The organism is Sphingomonas sp. UBA978, assembly GCF_002292295.1.
GTDB lineage: Bacteria > Pseudomonadota > Alphaproteobacteria > Sphingomonadales > Sphingomonadaceae > Sphingomonas.
On record NZ_DBBS01000020.1, the window covers coordinates 392,291 to 415,153 of the forward strand.

At 67.2% G+C, this 22,863-nt stretch carries 19 protein-coding genes; 13 read left to right on the forward strand and 6 right to left on the reverse strand.

What is annotated here, in order from left to right:
- The first annotated feature begins 4 nt into the window (after positions 1-4).
- The 13 genes from B2515_RS14350 to lpdA all read left to right on the forward strand — a co-directional run bounded on the left by B2515_RS14350 (position 5) and on the right by lpdA (position 14,368).
- Entirely contained in the window at positions 5-490 is a 486-nt protein-coding gene (locus B2515_RS14350; RefSeq protein ID WP_293877405.1) for a hypothetical protein, read from the forward strand.
- 37 nt (positions 491-527) lie between these two features.
- Positions 528-953, forward strand: coding sequence for a MerR family transcriptional regulator (locus tag B2515_RS14355; RefSeq protein WP_293877407.1), 426 nt, complete (start codon positions 528-530; stop codon positions 951-953).
- A gap of 4 nt (positions 954-957) precedes the next feature.
- The gene (locus tag B2515_RS14360) at positions 958-2,760 is read left to right on the forward strand and encodes an acyl-CoA dehydrogenase C-terminal domain-containing protein (RefSeq protein WP_293877409.1); all 1,803 of its coding nucleotides are present in this window, start codon (positions 958-960) and stop codon (positions 2,758-2,760) included.
- Positions 2,761-2,898: 138 nt separating this feature from the next.
- Positions 2,899-3,480, forward strand: coding sequence for an ATP-dependent Clp protease proteolytic subunit (locus B2515_RS14365; RefSeq protein ID WP_293877411.1), 582 nt, complete (start codon positions 2,899-2,901; stop codon positions 3,478-3,480).
- 84 nt (positions 3,481-3,564) lie between these two features.
- A complete protein-coding gene (locus tag B2515_RS14370; protein WP_163958972.1) occupies positions 3,565-4,350 on the forward strand; it encodes a succinate dehydrogenase iron-sulfur subunit in 786 nt (261 codons plus the stop codon).
- A gap of 6 nt (positions 4,351-4,356) precedes the next feature.
- Positions 4,357-4,818 (forward strand): PaaI family thioesterase, encoded by a 462-nt coding sequence (locus B2515_RS14375; protein ID WP_293877416.1) that lies wholly within the window; start codon positions 4,357-4,359, stop codon positions 4,816-4,818.
- Positions 4,819-4,940: 122 nt separating this feature from the next.
- Complete coding sequence (zapE, locus tag B2515_RS14380; protein ID WP_293877417.1) at positions 4,941-6,041, forward strand: cell division protein ZapE; 1,101 nt, start codon at positions 4,941-4,943, stop codon at positions 6,039-6,041.
- Between the two features lie 121 nt (positions 6,042-6,162).
- Positions 6,163-7,125, forward strand: a complete 963-nt coding sequence (gene mdh / locus B2515_RS14385) for a malate dehydrogenase (protein WP_293877418.1) — start codon at positions 6,163-6,165, stop codon at positions 7,123-7,125.
- Between the two features lie 81 nt (positions 7,126-7,206).
- Positions 7,207-7,479 carry a GIY-YIG nuclease family protein gene (locus B2515_RS14390; protein WP_414711409.1) on the forward strand — a complete coding sequence of 91 codons (273 nt, stop codon included), beginning with the start codon at positions 7,207-7,209 and terminating at the stop codon, positions 7,477-7,479.
- A 54-nt stretch (positions 7,480-7,533) separates the two neighbouring features.
- Entirely contained in the window at positions 7,534-8,418 is an 885-nt protein-coding gene (sucD, locus tag B2515_RS14395) for a succinate--CoA ligase subunit alpha (protein ID WP_293877422.1), read from the forward strand.
- A 157-nt stretch (positions 8,419-8,575) separates the two neighbouring features.
- The gene (locus B2515_RS14400) at positions 8,576-11,548 is read left to right on the forward strand and encodes a 2-oxoglutarate dehydrogenase E1 component (RefSeq protein WP_293877424.1); all 2,973 of its coding nucleotides are present in this window, start codon (positions 8,576-8,578) and stop codon (positions 11,546-11,548) included.
- Positions 11,549-11,594: 46 nt separating this feature from the next.
- Positions 11,595-12,842 (forward strand): 2-oxoglutarate dehydrogenase complex dihydrolipoyllysine-residue succinyltransferase, encoded by a 1,248-nt coding sequence (gene odhB / locus B2515_RS14405; RefSeq protein ID WP_293877426.1) that lies wholly within the window; start codon positions 11,595-11,597, stop codon positions 12,840-12,842.
- Positions 12,843-12,973: 131 nt separating this feature from the next.
- Positions 12,974-14,368: a dihydrolipoyl dehydrogenase gene (lpdA, locus tag B2515_RS14410; RefSeq protein WP_293877428.1), complete on the forward strand. Its 1,395-nt coding sequence runs from the start codon at positions 12,974-12,976 to the stop codon at positions 14,366-14,368.
- Between the two features lie 46 nt (positions 14,369-14,414).
- On the opposite strand, the gene B2515_RS14415 is transcribed toward lpdA, so the two are convergent.
- The 6 genes from B2515_RS14415 to glgC all read right to left on the reverse strand — a co-directional run bounded on the left by B2515_RS14415 (position 14,415) and on the right by glgC (position 22,843).
- Positions 14,415-16,025, reverse strand: coding sequence for a choline dehydrogenase (locus B2515_RS14415; protein WP_293877430.1), 1,611 nt, complete (start codon positions 16,023-16,025; stop codon positions 14,415-14,417).
- A complete protein-coding gene (locus B2515_RS14420) occupies positions 15,992-16,624 on the reverse strand; it encodes a TetR/AcrR family transcriptional regulator (protein ID WP_293877432.1) in 633 nt (210 codons plus the stop codon). Before B2515_RS14420 ends, B2515_RS14415 begins: the two co-directional genes overlap by 34 nt.
- An 8-nt stretch (positions 16,625-16,632) precedes the next feature.
- Positions 16,633-18,441 carry a glycogen debranching protein GlgX gene (gene glgX, locus B2515_RS14425; protein WP_293877434.1) on the reverse strand — a complete coding sequence of 603 codons (1,809 nt, stop codon included), beginning with the start codon at positions 18,439-18,441 and terminating at the stop codon, positions 16,633-16,635.
- A gap of 93 nt (positions 18,442-18,534) precedes the next feature.
- Positions 18,535-20,154, reverse strand: coding sequence for an alpha-D-glucose phosphate-specific phosphoglucomutase (locus tag B2515_RS14430; protein ID WP_293877436.1), 1,620 nt, complete (start codon positions 20,152-20,154; stop codon positions 18,535-18,537).
- Positions 20,151-21,572, reverse strand: coding sequence for a glycogen synthase GlgA (gene glgA / locus B2515_RS14435; protein WP_293877659.1), 1,422 nt, complete (start codon positions 21,570-21,572; stop codon positions 20,151-20,153). The genes B2515_RS14430 and glgA overlap by 4 nt, the downstream gene beginning before the upstream one ends.
- An 8-nt stretch (positions 21,573-21,580) precedes the next feature.
- Positions 21,581-22,843 (reverse strand): glucose-1-phosphate adenylyltransferase, encoded by a 1,263-nt coding sequence (gene glgC / locus B2515_RS14440; protein WP_293877438.1) that lies wholly within the window; start codon positions 22,841-22,843, stop codon positions 21,581-21,583.
- Positions 22,844-22,863 lie beyond the last annotated feature (20 nt).

Genomic DNA, 22,863 nt, shown 5'->3' on the forward strand with positions numbered 1-22,863 from the left:
GCGCATGCTGGTGCTCGCCGCGCTGGTGACCGGCTGCGGCGCACCACCGCAGGCGGCGCAGGACAGCGCCGGTGCGCGACTCGAGGCGGCGGCGGAGCAGGCGGGGCTGGTCGCCGATCCCGCGCGGGCGTCGCTGGTCGGTTCGTGGGCGCTCGATACCGACCGGGTCTGCGTCGTGCCGGGGGCGAGCGGCGCCTACCGGATCGGCGTCTCGATCGATTATGGCGAGGGGCAGGGGTGCGCTGCGTCCGGCAGCGCGCGCCGCGGCGGCGACCGGGTCGCGGTGACGCTGGGCGCCTGTCATTTCGATGCCCGGTTCGAGGGCGACCGCATCGTCTTCCCCGCGACGGTTCCCGCCGCCTGCGACCGGCATTGCACCGGCCGCGCCTCGCTCGCCGCGCTGGCGGTCGAGCATCTCAGCGCGTCGGTGTCGGAGGCAGAAACGCTGCGGTCGCCGGGCGGAAAATTGCTCTGCGCCATGCGTCAATAGATTGACGTTGACGTAAACGTGATGTAACCGCATCGCCATGGCCTCGACACCTGCCTATGCGCTGATCGAACCCCGCCACGATCGCGAGAATTTCAGCATATCGGACCTCTCCGACGAGTTCGGGGTGACCGCGCGGGCGCTGCGCTTCTACGAGGACGAGGGGCTGATCGCCCCCGAACGTCGCGGCACGCAGCGCATCTACTCGCACCGCGACCGCGCCCGGCTTGCCTGGATCCTGCGCGGCAAGCGCGTCGGTTTCTCGCTCGGCGAGATCCGCGAGATGATCGACCTCTACGACCTCGACGACGGCCGCCGCGTCCAGCGCGAGGTGTCGATCGAGCGCTGCCGTGCCCGCATCGCGCTGCTCGAACGGCAGAAGCAGGACATCGACGCCGCCATCGCCGAACTCAACACCTTCGTGACGGTCGTAGAAGCCGTCCATACGTCTGACACACAAGGATAACAGGATGCCTCAGTACACGCCCCCCGTCCGCGACACCCGCTTCATCCTCGAGCATGTCGTCGGCCTCCAGAACTACAGCAACCTTCCGGGGTTCGACGCGGCGACTCCAGACGTGGTCGAGGCGGTGCTGGAAGAGGGCGGACGTTTCGTCGCCGAGGTGCTGTTCCCGATCAACCAGTCGGGCGATCAGGAAGGCTGCACGCGCCACGAGGACGGCAGCGTCACCACGCCCGCCGGCTTCAAGGAAGCCTACAGCCAATATGTCGAAAGCGGCTGGGCGACGCTGGGCAATGCGCCCGAATATGGCGGTCAGGGCATGCCGCACGTCGTGTCGATCGCGTTCCAGGAGTATATGATCTCGTCCAACATGGCGTTCGCCATGTACCCGGGCCTGACGCATGGCGCGATCGCCGCGCTGGTCGCCAAGGGCAGCCCCGAGCAGCAGGCGATGTACGTCCCCAAGATGGTGTCGGGCGAGTGGGGCGGCACGATGAACCTGACCGAGCCGCAGTGCGGCACGGACCTGGGCCTGATCCGCACCAAGGCGGAGCCGCAGGCGGACGGATCGTACGCGATCACCGGCACCAAGATCTTCATCTCGGCCGGCGAGCACGACCTGACCGACAATATCATCCACCTCGTGCTGGCGAAGACGCCGGGCGCGCCGGACAGTTCGAAGGGCATCAGCCTGTTCGTGGTGCCGAAGGTGATGGTCAATGCGGACGGTTCGCTGGGCGAGCGCAACGCGGTGACCTGCGGCTCGATCGAGCACAAGATGGGCATCCATGCCAATTCGACCTGCGTCATGAACTATGACGGCGCCAAGGGCTGGCTGGTCGGCGAGGAGATGAAGGGCCTCGCCGCGATGTTCATCATGATGAACGCCGCGCGCCTCGGCGTCGGGCTGCAGGGCCTCGCGATCGCCGAGGTCGCCTATCAGAACGCGGTCCAGTACGCCGAGGATCGCCGGCAGGGCCGCGCGCTCAACGGCCCGAAGGAGCCGGGCGAGAAGGCGGACACGCTGTTCGTCCATCCCGACATCCGTCGCATGCTGATGGAGGGCAAGGCTTGGACCGAGGGCCTGCGCGCCTTGTGCCTGTGGGGTGCACTCCAGGTCGACCTCGAGCATCATGGCGCGACCGAGGAAGAGCGCGAGATGGCGGGCGACCTGATCGGCCTGCTGACCCCGGTCATCAAGGGCGTCGGCACCGACAAGGGCTATGAAGTCGCGACCAACGCGCAGCAGGTCTATGGCGGCCACGGTTATATCGCCGAATGGGGCATGGAGCAGTATGTTCGCGATGCCCGTATCGCGATGATCTACGAAGGCACCAACGGCGTACAGGCGATGGATCTCGTCGGCCGCAAGCTCGCCACCAAGGGTGGGCGTGCGGTGCAGGCGCTGTTCAAGATCGTCGCGGAGGAAACCGCCGCGGCCGAGGGTGTCGAGGCGACCGCGCAGATCGCCACCGGACTGAAGAAGGCGCTGGGCGAGCTCCAGGCGGCGACGATGTGGTTCATGGCCAATGGCATGAAGAACCCAGAGAATGTCGGCGCCGGCGCGGTGCCTTACATGCACCTGATGGGGATCGTCGCCACCGGCCTGATGTGGCTGCGCATGGCGAAGGCGGCGGCCGAGCTGAAGGCGGCGGGAGAGGGCGATGCCGCCTTCCTCGACGCCAAGCTGGTCACCGCGCGTTTCTTTGCCGAGCGGATCGTGCCGGACGCCGGCGCGCTGCGTCGCAAGATCGAGGGCGGTGCCGAGAGCCTGATGGCGCTGCCTCCCGAGATGTTCCGCGCGGCGTAACCAAAGGGAGGGCGGCCGCGACGTGCGCGTCGACGGCCGCCTCTCGTCACTGATCGTATTTCGTCGATTTCTGCGGCGCGACCGCGCATCTTTGCGTCCGGTCCGGAACCTTGCTGCAATGCAAGGGTTCGCCGCGCCATGACCGACAACAACGCCGCCAACACCGCCAGCAGATATCCCCTGCTCGCCTTCCCCCATATCCAGCTGCATGGCGTCGTCGACGACATGATGTATGCGCGCTTCAAGACGCAGCTGGCCGACGCACCGCAGGACGGACCGCTCGTCGTCTCGATCACCACGCTGGGCGGCGATCCGGAAATGGGCCGCGCGATGGGCGCCGACATCCGCCTGCTGCGCGACTATACCGGCCGCGAGATCCTGTTCGTCGGCAAGGTCGCGGTCTATTCCGCCGGGGCGACGTTCATGTCGGCGTTTCCGGTCGAGAAGCGCTTCCTGACCCGCGGTACGCGGCTGATGCTGCACGAACGGTCGATGACCAGCACCATCCAGCTGTCCGGCCCGCTGACGACCCTGCCGGCGATGCTCAAGGCGAAGCTGCACGAGATCGAGGAATCGGTGAAGATTCAGGAGGAAGGATTCCGCGACATCGTCCGCGGGTCCGGCGTGACCTTCGAGGAATTGCAGAGCAAGGCGCCGTCCAACTGGTATATCGAGGCCGACGAGGCACGCGACCGCGGCCTCGTTCTCGATGTGATCTGATCGCGGCTTTGTCGCTCCGGGGGTTGCGCCGCGCCCCCGAAAGGCATAGCCGCAGGTGCAGCATTCAATAGGAGCGTTGCGGCGATGGCCGAGTTCACCCTGCCCAAGAACAGCAAGGTCAAGGCGAAGGGCAAGGTCCATAAAGCGACCGGGGACGCCAAGCGGATCAAGACCTTCAAGGTCTATCGCTACGACCCCGACACCGCCGAGAACCCGCGCTACGACACGTTCGAGATCAACCTCGACGAATGCGGCCCGATGGTGCTCGACGCGCTCATCAAGATGAAGGCGGAGCAGGATTCGTCGCTCACCTTCCGCCGTTCGTGCCGCGAGGGCATCTGCGGGTCGTGTTCGATGAACATCGACGGCCGCAACGGCCTCGCCTGCACCACCGCGATCGAGGACGTGAAGGGCGAGGTGAAGATCACGCCGCTGCCGGCGATGGACGTCATCAAGGATCTCGTCCCCGACTTCACGCACTTCTACGCGCAATACAGCTCGATCAAGCCTTGGATGCAGACGGTCAGCCCGCCGCCCTCGGGCAAGGAGCGGCTCCAGTCGCCGGAGGATCGCGCCAAGCTGGACGGCCTGTACGAGTGCATCCTGTGCGCCTGCTGCTCGACGTCCTGCCCGAGCTATTGGTGGAATGCCGACAAATTCCTGGGTCCGGCGATCCTGCTGCAGGCCTATCGCTGGCTGGCGGACAGCCGCGACGAGATGACCGGCGAGCGGCTCGACCAGCTCGAGGATCCGTTCCGCCTGTATCGTTGCCACACGATCATGAACTGCGCGAACACCTGCCCCAAGGGCCTCAACCCGGCCAAGGCGATCGCCGAGGTCAAGAAGATGGAAGCCGAGCGCATCCTGTAACCGGCGGTGACGGACACGCCCTCACCGGTCTTCAGCTACGAGGACGATCCGGAACTGCCGGGCTGGAAGCGCTGGCAGTTCCGCGACGCCACGCGCTACAATGCCTTCATCGAGCCGCTGCACGTCCGTGTCGAGGGTGACATCGCCCGGGTGCGGATGCTGCCGCGCCGGGCGCATTCCAACATGCGCGATAACGTCCATGGCGGTGCGCTGCTCGGCTTCATGGACGTCGCCTTGTTTGCGGCGGCGCGCGGGTTCGGCGTGCTGGGGGCAGGGGGCGCGGTGACGCTCGACCTGTCCGCACAATTCATCGGCGGCGGTGTGGTCGGCGTGCCGCTGGAGGCTCGGATCGAATTGCTGCGCGAGACGGGGCGGATGCTGTTCCTGCGCGGGCTGGTCGTGCAGGAGGACGTGCCGACGATCGCCAGCTTTACCGGGACCTTGCGCAAGGCGACCGAACGGGGCTGATCCGACACGCTTGCGTACGGCCCTCACCCTCCCGGCGCGAAGCCGGCGCCGGACGAATACTAGGCGGGACCCGGTTTTCCCTATCCCGAACGCGCGCGGCCGCGTGCGCAGGAGCACGACGAATGACGAAAGTCCTCAACGCCTATGATGCGCTGGTCGCTGCGGGCGAATTGCGCACCGATCCCGAGCAACGGGCGGCCGCCACCCGGCTGGATACGCTCGCTGCCGAGCTGGAGACGCCAAAGCGCGCCGGCCTGTTCGCCCGCCTGACCGGTCGCGGCGGCGCCAGTCCGCGCGGCGTCTACATGTTCGGCGACGTCGGCCGCGGCAAGTCGATGATGATGGACCTGTTCTTCGCGAACGTCGGCGTGGAGCGCAAGCGCCGCGTCCATTTTTCCGAATTCATGCTCGAGGTCCATGGCCGCATCGCGATCGAGCGGCGCAAGGAGGCGGGCGACCCGATCGCCCCCGTCGCCGCGGCGCTGGCCGAGGAGACGCGGCTGCTCGCCTTCGACGAGATGATGGTCACCAATTCGCCCGATGCGATGATCCTCAGCCGGCTGTTCACCGCCCTGCTGGAGGCGGGGGTGACCGTCGTCACCACCTCCAACCGTGCGCCCGCCGACCTCTACAGGAACGGCCTCAACCGCGAGCATTTCCTGCCTTTCATCGCGCTGATCGAGGCGCGGCTCGACGTGGTGACGCTCAACGGGCCGATCGACTATCGCCGCGACCGGCTGGGGCAGCAGAACACCTGGCTGGTCCCCAACGGTCCGGCGGCGACTGCTGACCTTTCCGCCGCCTTCTTCCGCCTGACCGATCACGAGGTGACCGAGCCGATCCCGGCGGAGGACATCGTCGTGCAGGGGCGCACGCTGCATGTCCCCAAGACGCTGAAGGGCGTCGCGGTCTTCTCGTTCCGGAAACTGTGCGGCGAGGCGCGGGGCGCGGCGGACTATCTCGCCGTCGCGCGGCGCTATCATACCGTCATCCTCGTCGGCGTGCCCAGGCTCGGGCCGGAGAACCGCAACGAGGCGGCGCGGTTCGTCGCGCTGATCGACGCGCTCTACGAGCATAAGGTCAAGCTGCTCGCCGCGGCGGATGCCGAGCCGGACGCGCTCTATCCGGAGGGCGACGGGCGGTTCGAATTCCAGCGCACGGTCAGCCGGCTGGAGGAAATGCGCTCCGAGGATTACCTCGCGCAAGGCCATGGCAGCACCTAATTGCACCTGCGAACCATTATCAACTAAAGTCTTAATCCTTGGCGATTAGCGGTTGCCGGGCGCCGAAAAGGGGCGTAGGCGGCATGGCCAATCAGGACCTGCCTTTACGGAGATGGATTGGATGGCTCGCAAGAAGATCGCGCTGATCGGCGCCGGCAATATCGGCGGCACGCTCGCGCACCTCGCGGCGCTCAAGAATTTGGGTGATATCGTCCTCTTCGACGTCGCCGAAGGCGTGCCGCAGGGCAAGGCGCTCGACCTGTCGCAGTGCGGCCCGGTCGAAGGCTTCGATGCGACGATCATCGGTTCGAACGATTACGCCGACATCGCCGGCGCCGACGTCATCATCGTCACCGCCGGTGTCGCCCGCAAGCCGGGCATGAGCCGCGACGACCTGCTCGGCATCAACCTGAAGGTGATGAAGGCGGTCGGCGAGGGCATCAAGGCCAACGCGCCGAACGCCTTCGTGATCTGCATCACCAACCCGCTCGACGCGATGGTCTGGGCGCTCCGCGAATTCTCGGGCCTGCCGCACCATATGGTCGTCGGCATGGCGGGGGTGCTCGACAGCGCGCGCTTCAGCCATTTCCTGGCCGAGGAATTCCAGGTGTCGGTCAAGGACGTCACCAGCTTCGTACTCGGTGGTCATGGCGACACGATGGTGCCGGTCATCAGCTATTCGACGGTGTCGGGCATCCCCATCCCCGACCTCATCAAGATGGGCCGGTCGACGCAGGACAAGATCGACGCGATCGTCAAGCGCACCCGCGGCGGCGGCGGCGAGATCGTCGTGCTGCTCAAGACCGGCTCGGCCTATTACGCGCCGGCGACCAGCGGCATCGCGATGGCGGAGGCCTATCTCTACGACCAGAAGCGCGTCCTGCCGGCAGCGGCCTATGTCGACGGCCAGTATGGCGTGAACGATCTGTACGTCGGTGTTCCGGTGGTCATCGGTGCCGGTGGCGTGGAGCAGATCGTCGAGATCGCGCTGGACGACGAGGCGAAGGCGAACCTCACCGTGTCGGTGGATGCGGTGAAGGAGCTGCTGGTCGCGTGCAAGGGGATCGACGGTTCGCTGAATTGATGAATTGACTGATACCACCCCGGCGGAGGCCGGGGTCCAGTCGGGAAGGTCGTTGTCTTGGGCGAAGCTGCCGCCGTTTACATGATGGCGAACAGGCGCAACGACACGATCTATCTGGGGTCGACGATCAATCTGCCGAAGCGCGTGTGGGAGCACCGTAACGGAGTCGTCGACGGGTTTACGAAGACATATGGTTGCCATGTCCTCGTCTGGTACGAGGTTCTCGGCAGCTGGGAAGCCGCACGGCAGCGAGAGCTGCAGATGAAGCAATGGAAGCGAGCGTGGAAGCTGCGTGAGATCGAGGGTCTCAACCCGGAGTGGGGCGACCTGTATGACCGTATCGCACTGCCCTGAGCGCATTCCCAACTGGACCCCGGCATTCGCCGGGGTGGTAAGGACGAAACGCAGATGAGCATCCTCGTCAACAAGAACACCAAGGTCATCACGCAGGGCATGACCGGCGAAACCGGTAGCTTTCATACCAAGGCGGCGCTGGAATATGGCACGCAGATGGTCGGCGGCGTGACGCCGGGCAAGGGCGGGACCGAGCATCTCGGCCTGCCGGTCTACAACACCGTTGCCGAAGCCAAGTCGAAGACCGGCGCCGATGCGTCGGTGATCTACGTGCCGCCGCCCTTCGCCGCGGATTCGATCCTCGAGGCGATCGACGCCGAGATCCCGCTGATCGTCGCGATCACCGAGGGCATTCCCGTGCTCGACATGGTCCGAGTCAAGCGCGCGCTGTCGGGCAGCAAGTCGCGGCTGATCGGCCCGAACTGCCCCGGCGTGCTGACGCCGGGCGAGTGCAAGATCGGCATCATGCCGGGTAGCATCTTCAAGCAGGGCAGCGTCGGCGTCGTCTCGCGATCGGGCACGCTGACCTATGAGGCGGTGTTCCAGACCTCGAACGCCGGCCTCGGCCAGACCACCGCGGTCGGCATCGGCGGCGATCCGGTCAACGGCACCAACTTCATCGACGTGCTCGAGCTGTTCCTCGCCGATGAGGCGACTCAGTCGATCATCATGATTGGCGAGATCGGCGGCGACGCCGAGGAGCAGGCCGCGCAGTTCCTGATCGACGAGGCCAAGCGTGGCCGCAAGAAGCCGATGGCCGGCTTCATCGCGGGCCGCACCGCGCCTCCGGGCCGTCGCATGGGCCATGCCGGCGCGATCGTGTCGGGCGGCAAGGGCGATGCGGAAAGCAAGATCGCGGCGATGGAAGCCGCCGGGATCAAGGTCGCGGCGAGCCCCAGCGAGCTGGGTTCGACGCTGCTCGAGGTGTTGAACGGTTAAACCATTTACCCCTCTCCCATCGGGAGAGGGAGGGAGCGGCGCAGCCGCGGAAGGGTGAGGGCAGGTGGGCCCTCCCCTTCGACCCTCACCCTCCCACCGCCCTGCGGGCGGCGGGCCCCTCCCTATCCCATCGGGAGAGGGAAATAGGAAGAAGACCATGGGCTACGAAGGTCAGGATTTCGGCGACATCGCATCCGGCGTGTCGCCTGCGTTCATCGAAGCGCTCTACGCCAAATATCAGGCCGACCAGTCGTCGGTCGATCTCGGCTGGCGCGGGTTCTTCGAGGGGCTGGAGGGCGGCACCGGCGGTCCGAGCTGGAGCAACAAGCGCTGGCCGCTGACCACGACCGACGACCTGACCGCGGGCCTCGACCCAACGCAGATGGAACCCGCGCCCAAGCCGGCTAAGGGCGGCAAGCCCGCCGCGGCGCCTGCGGCTGCGCCGTCGAAGGACGATATCATCAAGGCGGCGGGCGACGCGATCCGCGCGCAACTGCTGATCCGCACCTATCGCGTCCGCGGCCATCTCGCCGCCAACCTCGATCCGCTCGGCCTGTCGCACCGCGACATGCCCGAGGACCTGCGCACCGAATATCACGGCTTCACTGATGCCGACATCGACCGCCCGGTCTATCTCGGCGGGACGCTCGGCTTCGAATGGGCGACCGTGCGCGAACTGGTCGACACGCTCCGCCGCAATTATTGCGGCAACGTCGGCCTCGAATACATGCACATCGTCGATGTCGAGGAGCGCCGCTTCCTGCAGGACCGCATGGAGGGCAAGGACAAGGCGATCGAGTTTAGTGTTGACGGCAAGAAGGCGATCCTGAGCAAGGTCATCGAGGCCGAGCAGTGGGAGAAGTTCCTCGGCAAGAAATATGTCGGGACGAAGCGCTTCGGCCTCGACGGCGGCGAGAGCATGATCCCGGCGCTGGAAAGCGTCATCAAATACGGTGGTCAGGCCGGCGTGCGCGAGATGGTGTTCGGCATGGCCCACCGCGGCCGCCTGAACGTGCTTGCCAATGTCATGGCCAAGCCGCTGCGCGTGATCTTCCACGAATTCGCCGGCGGTTCGGCGCAGCCCGATGAGATCGGCGGATCGGGCGACGTGAAATATCACCTCGGCACCTCGACCGACCGTGAGTTCGACGGCCACAAGGTGCATATGTCGCTGGTCGCCAACCCGTCGCACCTCGAGGCGGCGGACCCGGTCGTCCTCGGCAAGACGCGCGCGATCCAGACGATCGCCAACGACCTCAGGGACCATACCGGCGCGCTGCCGGTGCTGATCCACGGCGACGCGGCATTCGCGGGGCAGGGGATCGTGTGGGAATGCCTCGGCTTCTCGGGCATCCGCGGCTACAACACCGGCGGCTGCGTCCACTTCATCATCAACAACCAGGTCGGTTTCACCACCAGCCCGCAGTTCGCGCGTTCCTCGCCCTATCCATCGGACGTGGCGAAGGGCGTGCAGGCGCCGGTGTTCCACGTCAACGGCGACGACCCCGAGGCGGTGACCTTCGCCACCAAAATGGCGATCGAGTTCCGCCAGAAGTTCCATCGCGACATCGTCATCGACATGTGGTGCTATCGCCGCTTCGGCCATAACGAAGGCGACGAGCCGGGCTTCACCCAGCCGCTGATGTACAACAAGATCCGCCAGCACCCCGGTGTCAGCGAGATCTACGGCAAGCGCCTGATCCAGGAAGGCGTGATCGACCAGGCGTGGCTGGACGAGAAGGTCCACCAGTTTACGACGCTGCTCGAAGGCGAGTTCGAGGCGGGCGCGAGCTACAAGCCGAACAAGGCGGACTGGTTCGCGGGGCGCTGGTCGGGCCTGTCGGCGCCGACCGATGGCGGCACCGAACGGCGCAACGTCGAAACCGGTATCGAGCTCAAGCTGTTCGACGCGCTCGGCCGGACGCTGACGACGGTGCCGGAGGGCATCCAGATCCACAAGACGCTGTCGCGCGTGATCGACGCCAAGCGGCAGATGTTCGCCACGGGCGCGAATTTCGACTGGGCGACCGGCGAGGCGCTGGCGTTCGGGTCGCTCCTGTCGGAAGGCTATGGCGTCCGCCTGTCGGGCCAGGATTCGGGTCGCGGCACCTTCTCGCAGCGGCACGCGGTGTGGGTCGACCAGACCGACGAGCACAAGTACGTGCCGCTGACCACGGTCGAGCATGGCCGCTTCGAGGTGCTCGACAGCCCGCTGTCCGAATATGGCGTGCTCGGCTTCGAATATGGCTATGCGCTCGCCGACCCCAAGACGCTGGTGATGTGGGAGGCGCAGTTCGGCGATTTCGTCAACGGCGCGCAGATCATGATAGACCAGTTCATCACAAGCGGCGAGTCAAAGTGGCTGCGCGCCAATGGCCTCGTGATGCTGCTGCCGCACGGCTACGAGGGGCAGGGGCCCGAGCATAGCTCGGCGCGTCCCGAGCGCTTCCTGCAGAATTGCGCGCAGGACAATATCCAGGTCGCGAACTGCACCACGCCGGCGAACTATTTCCACCTGCTGCGCCGGCAGATGCACCGCAATTTCCGTAAACCCCTGATCGTGATGACGCCCAAGTCGCTGCTCCGCCACAAGCTGGCGGTGTCGGCCGCGGCCGATTTCCAGGGCGACAGCCACTTCAAGCGCATCCTGTCCGACACCAATGGTGCGGCGGATGCCGAGACGAAGCGGCTGGTGCTGTGCACCGGCAAGGTCGCCTACGACCTGATCGAGGCGCGCAACGCCGCGGGCGATACGGATACGCAGATCGTCCGCATCGAGCAGCTCTATCCATTCCCCGGCGACGCGCTTGCCCGCCGGATCGCGCGGATGCCGCAGCTGCAGGACGTGGTGTGGGCGCAGGAAGAGCCGAAGAACAACGGATACTGGTTCTTCGTCGAGCCGCTGATCGAGGAATCGCTCACGTCCGCGAACTGCGCCGTGAAGCGCGCGCGCTATGCGGGCCGGCAGGCGTCCGCCTCGCCCGCGACCGGCCTGATGAAGCGGCATACCGCGGAGCAGGGTGCGCTGGTCGCCGATGCGCTCGGCCACAATGTCCGCGAGGAAATCCGCCGCACCCGCAGCGAGAGTTCGACGACCACCGCCCGCCCCACGCAGGCGCCCAGCAGCTAAGAACGTTACCGACTACACCCCCTCCCCGGGGTAGAAGGATTGAGAGATGGCAACCGAAGTCACCGTCCCCGTATTGGGCGAATCGATCACCGAAGCGACCGTCGGCGAATGGCTGAAGCAGCCCGGCGACCCCGTGAAGGTCGATGAGCCGATCGCCAGCCTGGAAACCGACAAGGTGTCGGTCGAGGTGCCGTCCCCCGTTGCCGGCGTGATGGGCCAGCATGCGGTGCAGGTCGGCGACACCGTGCAGGTCGGCGCGATGCTCGCGACGATCGACGCCGGTGACGGCTCGGCCGCCGCGGCGCCTGCTCCGGCAGCGCCACCCGCTGCCGCCCCGGCGCCGGCTGCTGCGCCTGCACCGGCCGCTCCGGCTCCGGCTGCGCAGCCCGAGGCATCGAGCGATTCGCCCGCGGCACTGTCGCCTTCGGTGCGCCGTGCCGTGCTGGAATACGGCCTCGACCCGGCGTCGATCACCGGCACCGGCAAGGACGGTCGGATCACCAAGGAAGACGTCGCCGCAGCGGCCGCGTCCAAGCCCGCCGCAGCGCCGGCACCTGCCGCGGCACCCGCGCCTGCCGCCGCCCCGACGGGTGGGCGCAAGGAAGAGCGCGTCAAGATGACGCGCCTGCGCCAGACGATCGCCAAGCGCCTCAAAGAGGCGCAGAACACCGCCGCGATGCTGACGACGTTCAACGACGTCGACATGACCGCGGTGATCGAGGCGCGCGCCAAGTACAAGGACCTGTTCGAGAAGAAGCACGGCGTCCGCCTCGGCTTCATGGGCTTCTTCGTGAAGGCCGCGACGATGGCGCTCAAGGACATTCCGTCCGTCAACGCCAGCATCGAGGGCGATGAGATCGTCTATCACGATTATGCCGATATCTCGGTCGCGGTGTCCTCGCCGGGCGGCCTCGTCGTGCCGGTCATCCGCGATTGCCAGGATCTGACCGTTGCGGGGATCGAGAAGACGATCGGCGACTTCGGCAAGCGCGCCAAGGACGGCACGCTGAAGATGGACGAGATGAAGGGCGGCACCTTCACCATCTCGAACGGCGGCGTCTTCGGTTCGCTGATGTCGACCCCGATCATCAACCCGCCGCAGTCGGCGGTGCTCGGCCTGCACCGGATCGAGGATCGCCCGGTCGTCCGCGACGGTCAGGTGGTGGTGCGCCCGATGATGTACCTCGCGCTGAGCTACGATCACCGCCTGATCGACGGCCGCGAGGCGGTGACCTTCCTCGTCGCGCTCAAGAATGCGATCGAGGATCCGACGCGCATCCTGATCGACCTGTAACGCCCGCCCACGCACCAACCACCCCGGCGGAGGCCGGGGTCCAGTTGGGAAGGTGGTGGTGACGAAGCGCCACGCTCTTCCCATATGTTCCCCAACTGGGCCCCGGCCTCCGCCGGGGATGTGAGAAGATCATGGCAGATACCTACGACTATGACGTCCTCGTGATCGGCGCCGGCCCGGGCGGCTATGTCGCCGCGATCCGTGCCGCGCAGCTGGGGCTGAAGACCGCGTGCGTCGAAAGCCGCGAGACGTTGGGCGGCACCTGCCTCAACGTCGGCTGCATCCCGTCGAAGGCGATGCTGCACGCGTCGGAATATTACGACGCCGCCGCGAACGGCACGATGGCCAAGATGGGCATCAAGGTCACCGCCGAGCTCGATCTCGACACGATGCACGCCCAGCGCCGCGATGCGGTGAAGCAGCTGACCGGCGGCATCGAATATCTGTTCAAGAAGAACAAGGTCGAATGGCTGAAGGGCCGCGCCAGCTTCACCGGCAAGGACACGGTGGACGTCGCCGGCACGTCCGTGCGCGCCAAGAACATCGTCATCGCGACCGGCTCGTCAGTCACGCCGCTGCCCGGAGTCGAGGTCGACCAGAAGGTCGTCGTCGACAGCACCGGCGCGCTGGAGCTGGCCAAGGTGCCGCAGCATCTGGTGGTGATCGGTGGCGGCGTCATCGGGCTCGAACTCGGCAGCGTCTGGCGCCGGCTTGGCGCGAAGGTGACCGTGGTCGAGTATCTCGATCAGATCCTGCCCGGCTTCGACGGTGACGTCCGCAAGGAAGCGCAGAAGATCTTCAAGAAGCAGGGCATGGAGTTCAAACTGTCGACGAAGGTCACCGGCGTGACCGTGTCGGGCGACACCGCGACGCTGACGGTCGAACCCGCCGCGGGGGGCGAGGCGCAGACGATCGAGGCGGACAGCGTGCTGCTCGCGATCGGCCGCAAGCCGAACACCGACGGCCTCAACCTCGAGGCCGCCGGCCTGGCGGTCAACGGCCGCGGACAGGTCGAGATCGACCATGATTTCGCCACCAGTGTCCCCGGCATCTGGGCGATCGGCGACGTCGCCCCCGGCCTGATGCTCGCGCACAAGGCCGAAGACGAAGGCATTGCGGTCGCCGAGAATATCGCCGGCCTGACCGGCATCGTGAACCACGACGTCATCCCGAGCGTCGTCTACACGATGCCCGAATTCGCCGGCGTCGGCCTGACCGAGGAAGCCGCCAAGGCGAAGGGCGAGATCAAGGTCGGCAAGTTCCCGATGGCTGGCAACAGCCGTGCCAAGACCAACCACGAGCCGGACGGCTTCGTGAAGATCATCGCCGATGCCAAGACCGACCGCGTCGTCGGCGTCTGGGCGATCGCGAGCGTGGCCGGGACGATGATCGCACAGGCCGCGCAGGCGATGGAGTTCGGCGCGACCAGCGAGGATATCGCCTACACCTGTCATGCCCATCCGACCCATTCCGAGGCGATCAAGGAAGCGGCGATGGCGGTGACCGGCAAGCCGATCCACATCTGATGACTGCCGGCGCGGGTCCCATCGGACCCGCGCCGGTCGCGAGCGCTTAGGCTGCGGCCTGCAGCTTCGTGCCGCGGATCAGGTCGGCGGCCTTTTCGGCGATCATGATCGTCGGCGCGTTGGTGTTGCCGCTGATTAGCGACGGCATGACCGAGGCGTCGATCACCCGCAGGCCATCGAGTCCGCGCACCCGCAGCGATTCGTCCACCACGGCGTTGCGATCGTCGCCCATCCGGCATGTGCCGACCGGATGGTAGATGGTTTCCGCGGTGGCACGCACCCAGGTATCGATCGCCTCGTCGCTGCGCACGTCCGCGCCCGGTGCCAGTTCGGCGTCGCGATAGGGATCGAGCGCCAGCTGCGCGGCGACCTCGCGCCCGATCTTCACCGATTCGCGCAGCACGCGGCGATCCTCCGGCGTCGCGAGATAGTTCGCCTCGATCAGCGGATCGGCAAGGGGATCGGCCGATTGCAGCCCGATGCGCCCGCGGCTTTCCGGGCGCAGCTGGCACAGGTGAAGCGAGAAGCCATCCTCGGTCGCCTTTACCTTGCCGTGATCGCGCATGATCGCGAGCACGGCGTGGATCTGGATGTCGGGATGTTCGAGGCCTGGGCGCGAGGGGATGAAGGCGCCCGCCTCGAGGAAGTTCTGCCGGCCGACACCCTTGCCGGTGAGTGCGTAGCGCAGGCCGACGCCGAGCTGGCGCAGGCCCTTCACCTCGCTGAACACGGTCCGCAGGCCGCGGCTGCGCCAGTTCATGATGACGTCGAGGTGATCCTGCAGGTTTTCGCCGACGCCGGGCAGGTCGTGCAACGCGGACACGCCGGCCGCGCGCAGCCGTTCGGGATCGCCGATGCCGGAGAGCTGGAGCAATTGCGGCGACTGCACTGCGCCGGTGGCGACCAGCACTTCGGCCCGCGCGTCCGCCTGATGCAGCGCGCGCCCGACGGCATAATCCACCCCGATCGCGCGGCCGCGCTCGATGCGGATGCGGGTCGTCCGCGCGTCGGTCACGATGGTGAGGTTCGGGCGGCCGAGCGCGGGGGCCAGATAGGCCTCGGCCGCGGTCCAGCGCCGGCCGTCACCGATCGTTAGGTCGTAGGGGCCGAACCCCTCGGGCGTGGCGCCGTTGAAATCGTCGGTCACAGGATAGCCCGCCTGCCGTCCGGCCTCGATGAAGGCGGCGTTGAACGGGCTGTCGCTTTCGCCCGGCGAGACGCGCAGCGGGCCTGCGCTGCCATGCAGGTCGCCACCGCGATGATGGCCCTCCAGCTTGCGGAAATAGGGGAGGACGTCGTCCCAGCCCCATCCGGCGAGGCCCGCCTGCCGCCAGCGGTCATAGTCGCGCGGGTGGCCGCGCGAATAGATCATGCCGTTGATCGCCGAGCTGCCACCCAGACCGCGACCGCGCGGCCACCACAGGCGCCGGCCGTCGAGATGCGGTTCCGGAGCGGTCCAGAACCCCCAATTGTGCTTGCTCTTCGCCTTGATGAGTTCGCCCACACCCGCCGGCATGCGCACCAGCAGTTCGCGGTTGCGGCCGCCCGCCTCGATCAGCAGCACGCTTGCCGCCGGGTCTTCGGACAGGCGCGCGGCGAGGACGCAACCGGCCGAGCCGCCGCCTATGACGATATAGTCGAAACTCCCTTTGGACATGCTCTCTCCTGTGCGGCCGTCGGGGCCGTCGTATCGGTGGGCGGGTAGCAGAGGAGGGCGATCATCTCCTCCATCAGCGTGGCGCGATCGAGTTCGGGGGCGTGGACCTTGCTGAGGCCGAGCGTGATGAGCGCATAGGCGCGCACCATCGCGTCGTGGCGATCGAGGTGGTTCGCCTGCAGGCAGGCGACGAGGAAACGCATCAGCTGTTCGTCATGCCGTTCGACTGCCTCGCGGGCGCGGGGGTCGCTTTCCGCCCAGGCGCGCATCGCGATCGACAGGCGCGACATGCCACGCCGGCGGACGACCTGCGCCAGCAGGCGAATGCGGCCGACCGGATCGGCCTCGGCGCGTGAGATCGCATCGATCAGCTCCGCGATTTGCGCGCCCGCGAAATAGTCGGCGAGCTGGCCCTGATAGCGGTCGAAATCAGTGAAATGATGGTAGAAGCTACCGGTCGATACGCGCAGCTCGCCGGCCAGCGGACGCAGCTTGAGCGCGCGCAGCCCGCCCCGGCGGAGCAGGGACTGCCCCGCCTCCAGCCAGTCGCGCGGCGACAGGTCCGCCGAGCGCATGGATACCGGATCGCGCGTCGCCATGACGAATGTTATGCCGGCGCGCGCTCACGGTAAAGAGGCTGCCGGCTTTCGATGCCGGTGACGTGCAACAGCGCGACGTCGCGCCGGCGCCGGTCGATCCGCAGCACCACGTCGCCGAGCCGCAACTCGAACCCGTCGGCACCGTCCCAGTCGCCGGCCTGCATCGGTACGCCATCGAGCCGGCGCCAGTCAGGCGCTGGATAGGGAGCGACGCCATCGAGGCCGTGCCGTGCGCGGAAATCCGCGAGTGCCTCCACGAAAGCCTCCAGCTCCCGGTCGCGCCGTGCCCAGTCGACCCAGCCGATCGCATTGTCCTGCGCATAGGCATTGTTATTGCCGCGCTGGCTGCGGCCGAATTCGTCGCCGGCGGTCAGCATGATCGTGCCTCGCGAGGCGAACAGCGTCGCCAGCAACGCTCGTGCGTCGCCGTTGCGGCGCGACAGGACGGCGGGATCGACGGTCGCGCCTTCGACGCCGTTGTTCCAGCTGTGATTGTCGCCATGGCCGTCGCGATTGTCCTCGCCATTGGCATGGTTGTGGCGTTCGGCGAAGGCGACCGTGTCGGCGAGCGTGAAGCCGTCATGCGCCGCGATGAAATTGACCGTGCGGGTCGCGCCGGGGCCGAACAGGTCGTCCGATCCGGCGAGGCGCGTCGCCAGCGCGCCGGTCGCCCCGTCGCCTCGCCAGAAGCGGCGGACGTCGTCGCGATAGCGATCGTTCCATTCGAGCCAGTCGGCGGGGAATGCGCCGAGCTGGTAGCCGCCCGGACCGATATCCCAGGGCTCGGCGATCATGATGCGGTCGGCAAGCAGGGGATCGGCCGCGATCTCCGCAAAGATCAGCGCATGGGGATCGAAGCCGGGGGAGCGCGCCAACACCGGTGCGAGGTCGAAGCGGAAACCGTCGACGCCCAGAGCGGCGAAATGGCGCAGGCTTGAGAGGATCAGCGCGCGCACCTCGGGCCGGCCGCAATCGAGCGTGTTGCCGGTGCCGGTGTCGTTTATCAGCGTGCCGTCGGGGGCGTGGGTATAATAGAGCGCCTCGTCCAACCCACGCATCGACAGCGTCGGGCCGTATATGTCGCTTTCGCCGGTATGGTTGAACACGAGGTCGAGGATCACGCCGATCCCGGCCGCGCGCAGGGCGGCGACGGTGTCGCGCAGCTCGGCGACGCCGCCCGGGGCGAGGCGCGGGTCGATCGCCATCGGCACGACCGGATTATAGCCCCAGGCATTGGTCAGCCCCAGCGCCGGCAGATGCCGTTCGTCGATCCACGCGACGATCGGCATCAGTTCGACCGCGGCGACGCGCAGGCCCTGCAGGTGCGCGATCACCGAGGGATGTGCCAGCGCCGCGATCGTGCCGCGCTGCGCCGCCGGCACGTCCGGATGCAGCATCGTGAAGCCGCGGACGTTGAGCTCATAGACCAGCCCGCCGGGCCGGAACAGCGGGGCGTCGACCGGTCGCGGAACCACGGGCGCCGGGACGATCGCGCGCGGCACCAGCGCCGTGGTGTCCACACCCGCCTGCGCGAGCGAAGGATCATAGCGAAAGGCGCGATCGAGCTCGACCGCATAGGGATCGACCAGCAGCTTGGCGGGATCGGCTGCGGTACGGTAGCCGTAGCGCTGGCCGGGACGGACGCCGGCGACCTCGACCGACCAGATGCCGTCCGTGCCGGTCATGGCGATGCGCCGTTCCCCGCCGGCGTCGAACAGGCACAGCATCGCTTCGGTCGCCGAGCGGATGGCGAAGCGGGCGCCGCTGTCGTGGGCCTGCGCGCCGAGTACGGGGCCGGCGGACTCGTTGCTGGTCATGATATCCCCCGGGCCGCCTGTGCCGCCCGCGCGACTATGCGGGGCGGTGGCCCCCGGAACAAGTCCGGGGGTGCTACCCGGAGGCAGATGCGTTCAGGTCACCACGTCCGGCGCGGTGCGGCCGGTGTGGCGGGCGATGCCGGCAAGCGCGTCCGCCGCGGCGACGATATCGGCGAGCATGTCGCCCGTCTCACGGTCGATGTCGCCGGACGCCGGTTCGTAGCGTTCGAGATAGACGCGCAACGTCGCGCCGGTGGTGCCCGTACCGGACAGGCGGAACACGACGCGGCTGCCGCCCTCGAACAGGATGCGCACGCCTTGGTTGCGGCTGACCGAGCCGTCGGTCGGATCGGTATAGGCGAAATCGTCCGCGCCGGCGATCGTCAGCCCGGACACCTGCATGCCGGCCAGCGTGTCGAGCTTGCCGCGCAATTCGGCCATCAGCGCATCCGCGCGCTCCGTCTCGACGCCCTCGTAATCGTGGCGCGCGTAATAGTTACGACCATAGGTCGCCCAATGGTCGCGGGCGATCGCATCGACCGAAGCACCACGCGCGGCAAGGATGTTGAGCCACAGCAGCACCGCCCACAGGCCATCCTTTTCGCGGACGTGGTCCGAACCGGTGCCGGCGCTTTCCTCGCCGCAGATCGTCGCCATGCCCGCGTCGAGCAGGTTGCCGAAGAACTTCCATCCCGTCGGCGTCTCGAACACCGGCACGCCGAGCTTGGCCGCAACGCGATCCGCGGCGGCACTGGTCGGCATCGACCGCGCGATCCCCTTCAGCCCAGCGGCATAGCCGGGGGCGAGATGCGCATTGGCGGCGAGCATCGCGAGGCTGTCGGACGGGGTGACGAAGCGGTTGCGGCCGATGATGAGGTTGCGGTCGCCGTCGCCATCCGAGGCGGCGCCGAAATCGGGCGCGTCCGCCGCCATCATCGTCTCGTACAGTGCGTGCGCATGGACGAGGTTGGGATCGGGGTGATGCCCGCCGAAATCCTCCAGCGGCGTCCCGTTGCGCACGGTGCCGGCCGCGAAGCCGAGCCGCTTTTCCAGGATTTCCGTCGCATAGGGGCCGGTGATCGCGTTCATCGCGTCGAACGCCATGGTCAGGCCCGCGCCGCGGATGGCGGGGAAGTCGAACAGCGTCTCCATCAGCGCCGCGTAATCGGTCACCGGATCGATCACCTCGACCGTCATCGCGCCGACCGTCACCTCGCCAAGGGAGTCGAGATCGACGTCCTTCGCATCGACCGTCAGCCAGCGATCGATCGTCTTCGTCCGCGCGTAAAGCGCATCGGTGACCTGTTCGGGCGCGGGGCCGCCATTGGCGATATTGTATTTGATCCCGAAATCCTCGTCGGGACCGCCGGGATTGTGGCTCGCCGACAGCACCAGCCCGCCCAGCGCCTTGCGGATGCGGATCAGGTGGCTCGCGGCGGGCGTCGAGAGCAGGCCGCCGCGCCCCACCACGACGCGAGCGAAGCCGTTCGCCGCGGCGATGCGGATCGCCTTCTGGATCACTTCGCGATTGAGGAAGCGGCCGTCGCCGCCGATCACCAGCGTCGCGCCCGCCTTGCCATCGATCACGTCGAAGACCGACTGGATGAAGTTTTCGGCGTAGTTCGGCTGCTGGAACACCTTCACCTTCTTGCGCAGGCCGGACGTTCCCGGCTTCTGGTCGGTGTAGGGCGTGGTCGCGACGGTCGTGGTCATGCGGCTCCTGTCAGGCTCTTGTACAATTCGGCGTAACGGCGACCGCTTTCCGCCCATGAGAAATCGGCGCGCATCCCGTTGCGCTGGATCGTGCACCACAGATCGGGCCGTGCATAGGCGGTGATCGTGCGGCGGATGGCGTGGGCGAGAGTGTGATAGCCGGTTTCGCCATGCTGGAAACCGGTCGCGACGCCGGCCGCGAGCGCTGCCTCGTTCGCGTCGATTACCGTGTCGGCAAGCCCGCCGGTGCGCGCGACGACGGGGACGCAGCCATAAGCGAGGCCATAGAGCTGGGTCAGCCCGCACGGTTCGAACCGTGACGGGATCAGGATCGCGTCGGCCCCGCCCTGCAACAGATGCGACAGCGGCTCGTCATAGCCGATTGTCACCCCGATCCGTCCCGGATGCCGCGCCGCGGCGGCAAGGAACGCCGCCTCCAGATGCGCATCGCCCGATCCGAGCAGCGCCAGCCGCCCGCCGAGCGACACCAGTTCGTCGAGGCACTGGACGAGCACGTCCATGCCCTTCTGCCAGGTCAGCCGGCTGATGACGGTGAAGATCGGTCCGTCGCCCGTGTCGAGGCCGAACATCGCCTCGACCGCGCGCTTGTTCGCCTTGCGGCGGCCGAGCGCACGCGCGGTGTAGCGGCTGGGCAGCGCCGTGTCGGTTTCCGGATTCCACACCGCCGGGTCGATGCCGTTGACGATGCCGTGCACGCGGCCGCGCCGCGTCTCGATCAGCCCTTCCAGCCCCATGCCGAACCGGCCCTCGCGGATTTCGGCGGCATAGGTCGGGCTGACGGTGGTGATCGAATCGGCGGATTCGAGGCCCGCCTTGAGGAAGCCGACGCCGCCGTAATATTCGACGCCGTCGATCGCATAGGCCGCGTCGGGCAGGCCCAGTTCGGCGAAGATCTCCGCCCCAAACTGCCCCTGGAACGCAATATTGTGCACGGTCATCACGCTCGCGACGGGCCGTGCGTCCGCCGGACGATAGCGCAGATAGGCGGGCGCCAGCGCCGCCTGCCAGTCGTGCGCGTGCAACAGGTCGAAGTGCATGCCGTCCGCTATCTCAGCCGCCGCCCGCGACAGCGCGGCGAAGCGCCGCCAGTCGTCCTCCGCCCCATACAATCCGCCGGCGCGCGCGAACAGGGCAGGGGCATCTAACACCAGCAGCGGGTGGCTACCGATCCTGGCGGAGAGCAACCGTGCTTCCGCACCCATCAGGTCCTTCCAGCGGTGGACGACCTTCGCGCCCTTCACCGCCTTGCCGACGGTGGGATAGCCCGGGATCAGGGTCGTGGTCGCGACGCCATGCGGCGCCAGCGCATCGGGCAGCGCGCCGACGACATCGGCGAGACCGCCCGTCTTGACGAGCGGAAACGCCTCCGATGCGACGGAGAGGACCTTCAGCGGCACGTCGGAGGTCACGATGGCAGGCGGTCGATCATCGGTTGCGTGATGAGGCAGATGCCCTTGTCGGTCCGGCGGAAGCGGCGGCTGTCCAGTTCGGGGTCCTGCCCGACGACGAGTCCGTCGGGGATGACGACGCCGCGGTCGAGCACGACGCGCTTCAGCTGCGCGTTGCGGCCGATATGGCAATACGGGAGGACGACGGCCTCATCCAGCGACGAGAAGCTGTGCGCGCGGACGCCGGTGGACAATAGGCTGCGCTGGATCGACGACCCCGACACGATGCAATTGCCCGACACGAGGCTCGATACCGCCGAACCGCGGCGGCCGTCCTCGTCATGGACGAACTTGGCCGGCGGGGTGATCTCCGAATAGGTCCACAGGGGCCATTCGTGGTCATAGACGTCGAGCTGAGGTATGACGTCGGTGAGGTCGATGTTCGCCTCCCAATAGGCATCGACGGTGCCGACGTCGCGCCAATAGGCGGCGGGTTCCTCGCTGGTGCGCACGCAGCTGGCGGAGAAGCGATGCGCCTGCGCATGGCCGTGCTCGACCAGATAGGGGATGATGTCCTTGCCGAAATCGCGCGCCGATCCCGGCGTGTCGGCATCGCGCCGCAACTCCTCGATCAGGAACTTGGTGCGGAAGACGTAGATGCCGAGGCTGGCGAGTGCGGTGTCGGGCTGGCCCGGAATCGAGGGCGGATCAGCCGGTTTCTCGACGAAATCGATGATCCGGTCGGTCTCGTCGACGTGCATCACGCCGAACGCCACCGCCTCCATCCGCGGCACCTCCATACAGGCGACGGTGACGTCGGCGCCGCTGTTGCAATGCTGCTGGAGCATCACCTCGTAATCCATCTTGTAGATGTGATCGCCCGCCAGGATCACCATATATTCGACGTTGTACGCCTCGATGATGTCGATGTTCTGGAACACGGCATCGGCGGTGCCCTCATACCATTGGAACTCGCTGACGCGCTGCGAGGCGGGCAGGATGTCGAAGCTCTCGTTGCGTTCCGGGCGCAGGAAGTTCCAGCCGCGTTGCAAATGGCGGATCAGCGAATGCGCCTTGTACTGCGTCGCGACGCCGATGCGGCGGATGCCCGAATTGATCGCGTTCGAGAGCGCGAAGTCGATGATCCGGCTCTTGCCGCCGAAATAGACCGCCGGCTTGGCGCGCGTGTCGGTCAGCTCCATCAGCCGGCTGCCGCGCCCGCCCGCCAGCACGTACGCCATCGCGTCGCGCGACAGCGGCTGTCCTCGTCTGTCTACCATTCGCACCCTCCTGTTGTCGT

Bases quoted from the DNA above. Each gene is read 5' to 3' on its own strand.
- B2515_RS14400 (WP_293877424.1), top strand. From the start codon at position 8,576: ATGGGCTACGAAGGTCAGGATTTCGGCGACATCGCATCCGGCGTGTCG.
- B2515_RS14360 (WP_293877409.1), top strand. From the start codon at position 958: ATGCCTCAGTACACGCCCCCCGTCCGCGACACCCGCTTCATCCTCGAG.
- glgX (WP_293877434.1), bottom strand. From the start codon at position 18,441: ATGACCAGCAACGAGTCCGCCGGCCCCGTACTCGGCGCGCAGGCCCAC.
- B2515_RS14430 (WP_293877436.1), bottom strand. From the start codon at position 20,154: ATGACCACGACCGTCGCGACCACGCCCTACACCGACCAGAAGCCGGGA.
- lpdA (WP_293877428.1), top strand. From the start codon at position 12,974: ATGGCAGATACCTACGACTATGACGTCCTCGTGATCGGCGCCGGCCCG.
- B2515_RS14355 (WP_293877407.1), top strand. From the start codon at position 528: ATGGCCTCGACACCTGCCTATGCGCTGATCGAACCCCGCCACGATCGC.
- B2515_RS14350 (WP_293877405.1), top strand. From the start codon at position 5: ATGCTGGTGCTCGCCGCGCTGGTGACCGGCTGCGGCGCACCACCGCAG.
- B2515_RS14365 (WP_293877411.1), top strand. From the start codon at position 2,899: ATGACCGACAACAACGCCGCCAACACCGCCAGCAGATATCCCCTGCTC.
- B2515_RS14415 (WP_293877430.1), bottom strand. From the start codon at position 16,025: ATGTCCAAAGGGAGTTTCGACTATATCGTCATAGGCGGCGGCTCGGCC.
- B2515_RS14370 (WP_163958972.1), top strand. From the start codon at position 3,565: ATGGCCGAGTTCACCCTGCCCAAGAACAGCAAGGTCAAGGCGAAGGGC.
- B2515_RS14420 (WP_293877432.1), bottom strand. From the start codon at position 16,624: ATGGCGACGCGCGATCCGGTATCCATGCGCTCGGCGGACCTGTCGCCG.
- glgC (WP_293877438.1), bottom strand. From the start codon at position 22,843: ATGGTAGACAGACGAGGACAGCCGCTGTCGCGCGACGCGATGGCGTAC.
- mdh (WP_293877418.1), top strand. From the start codon at position 6,163: ATGGCTCGCAAGAAGATCGCGCTGATCGGCGCCGGCAATATCGGCGGC.
- sucD (WP_293877422.1), top strand. From the start codon at position 7,534: ATGAGCATCCTCGTCAACAAGAACACCAAGGTCATCACGCAGGGCATG.
- B2515_RS14390 (WP_414711409.1), top strand. From the start codon at position 7,207: ATGATGGCGAACAGGCGCAACGACACGATCTATCTGGGGTCGACGATC.
- odhB (WP_293877426.1), top strand. From the start codon at position 11,595: ATGGCAACCGAAGTCACCGTCCCCGTATTGGGCGAATCGATCACCGAA.
- zapE (WP_293877417.1), top strand. From the start codon at position 4,941: ATGACGAAAGTCCTCAACGCCTATGATGCGCTGGTCGCTGCGGGCGAA.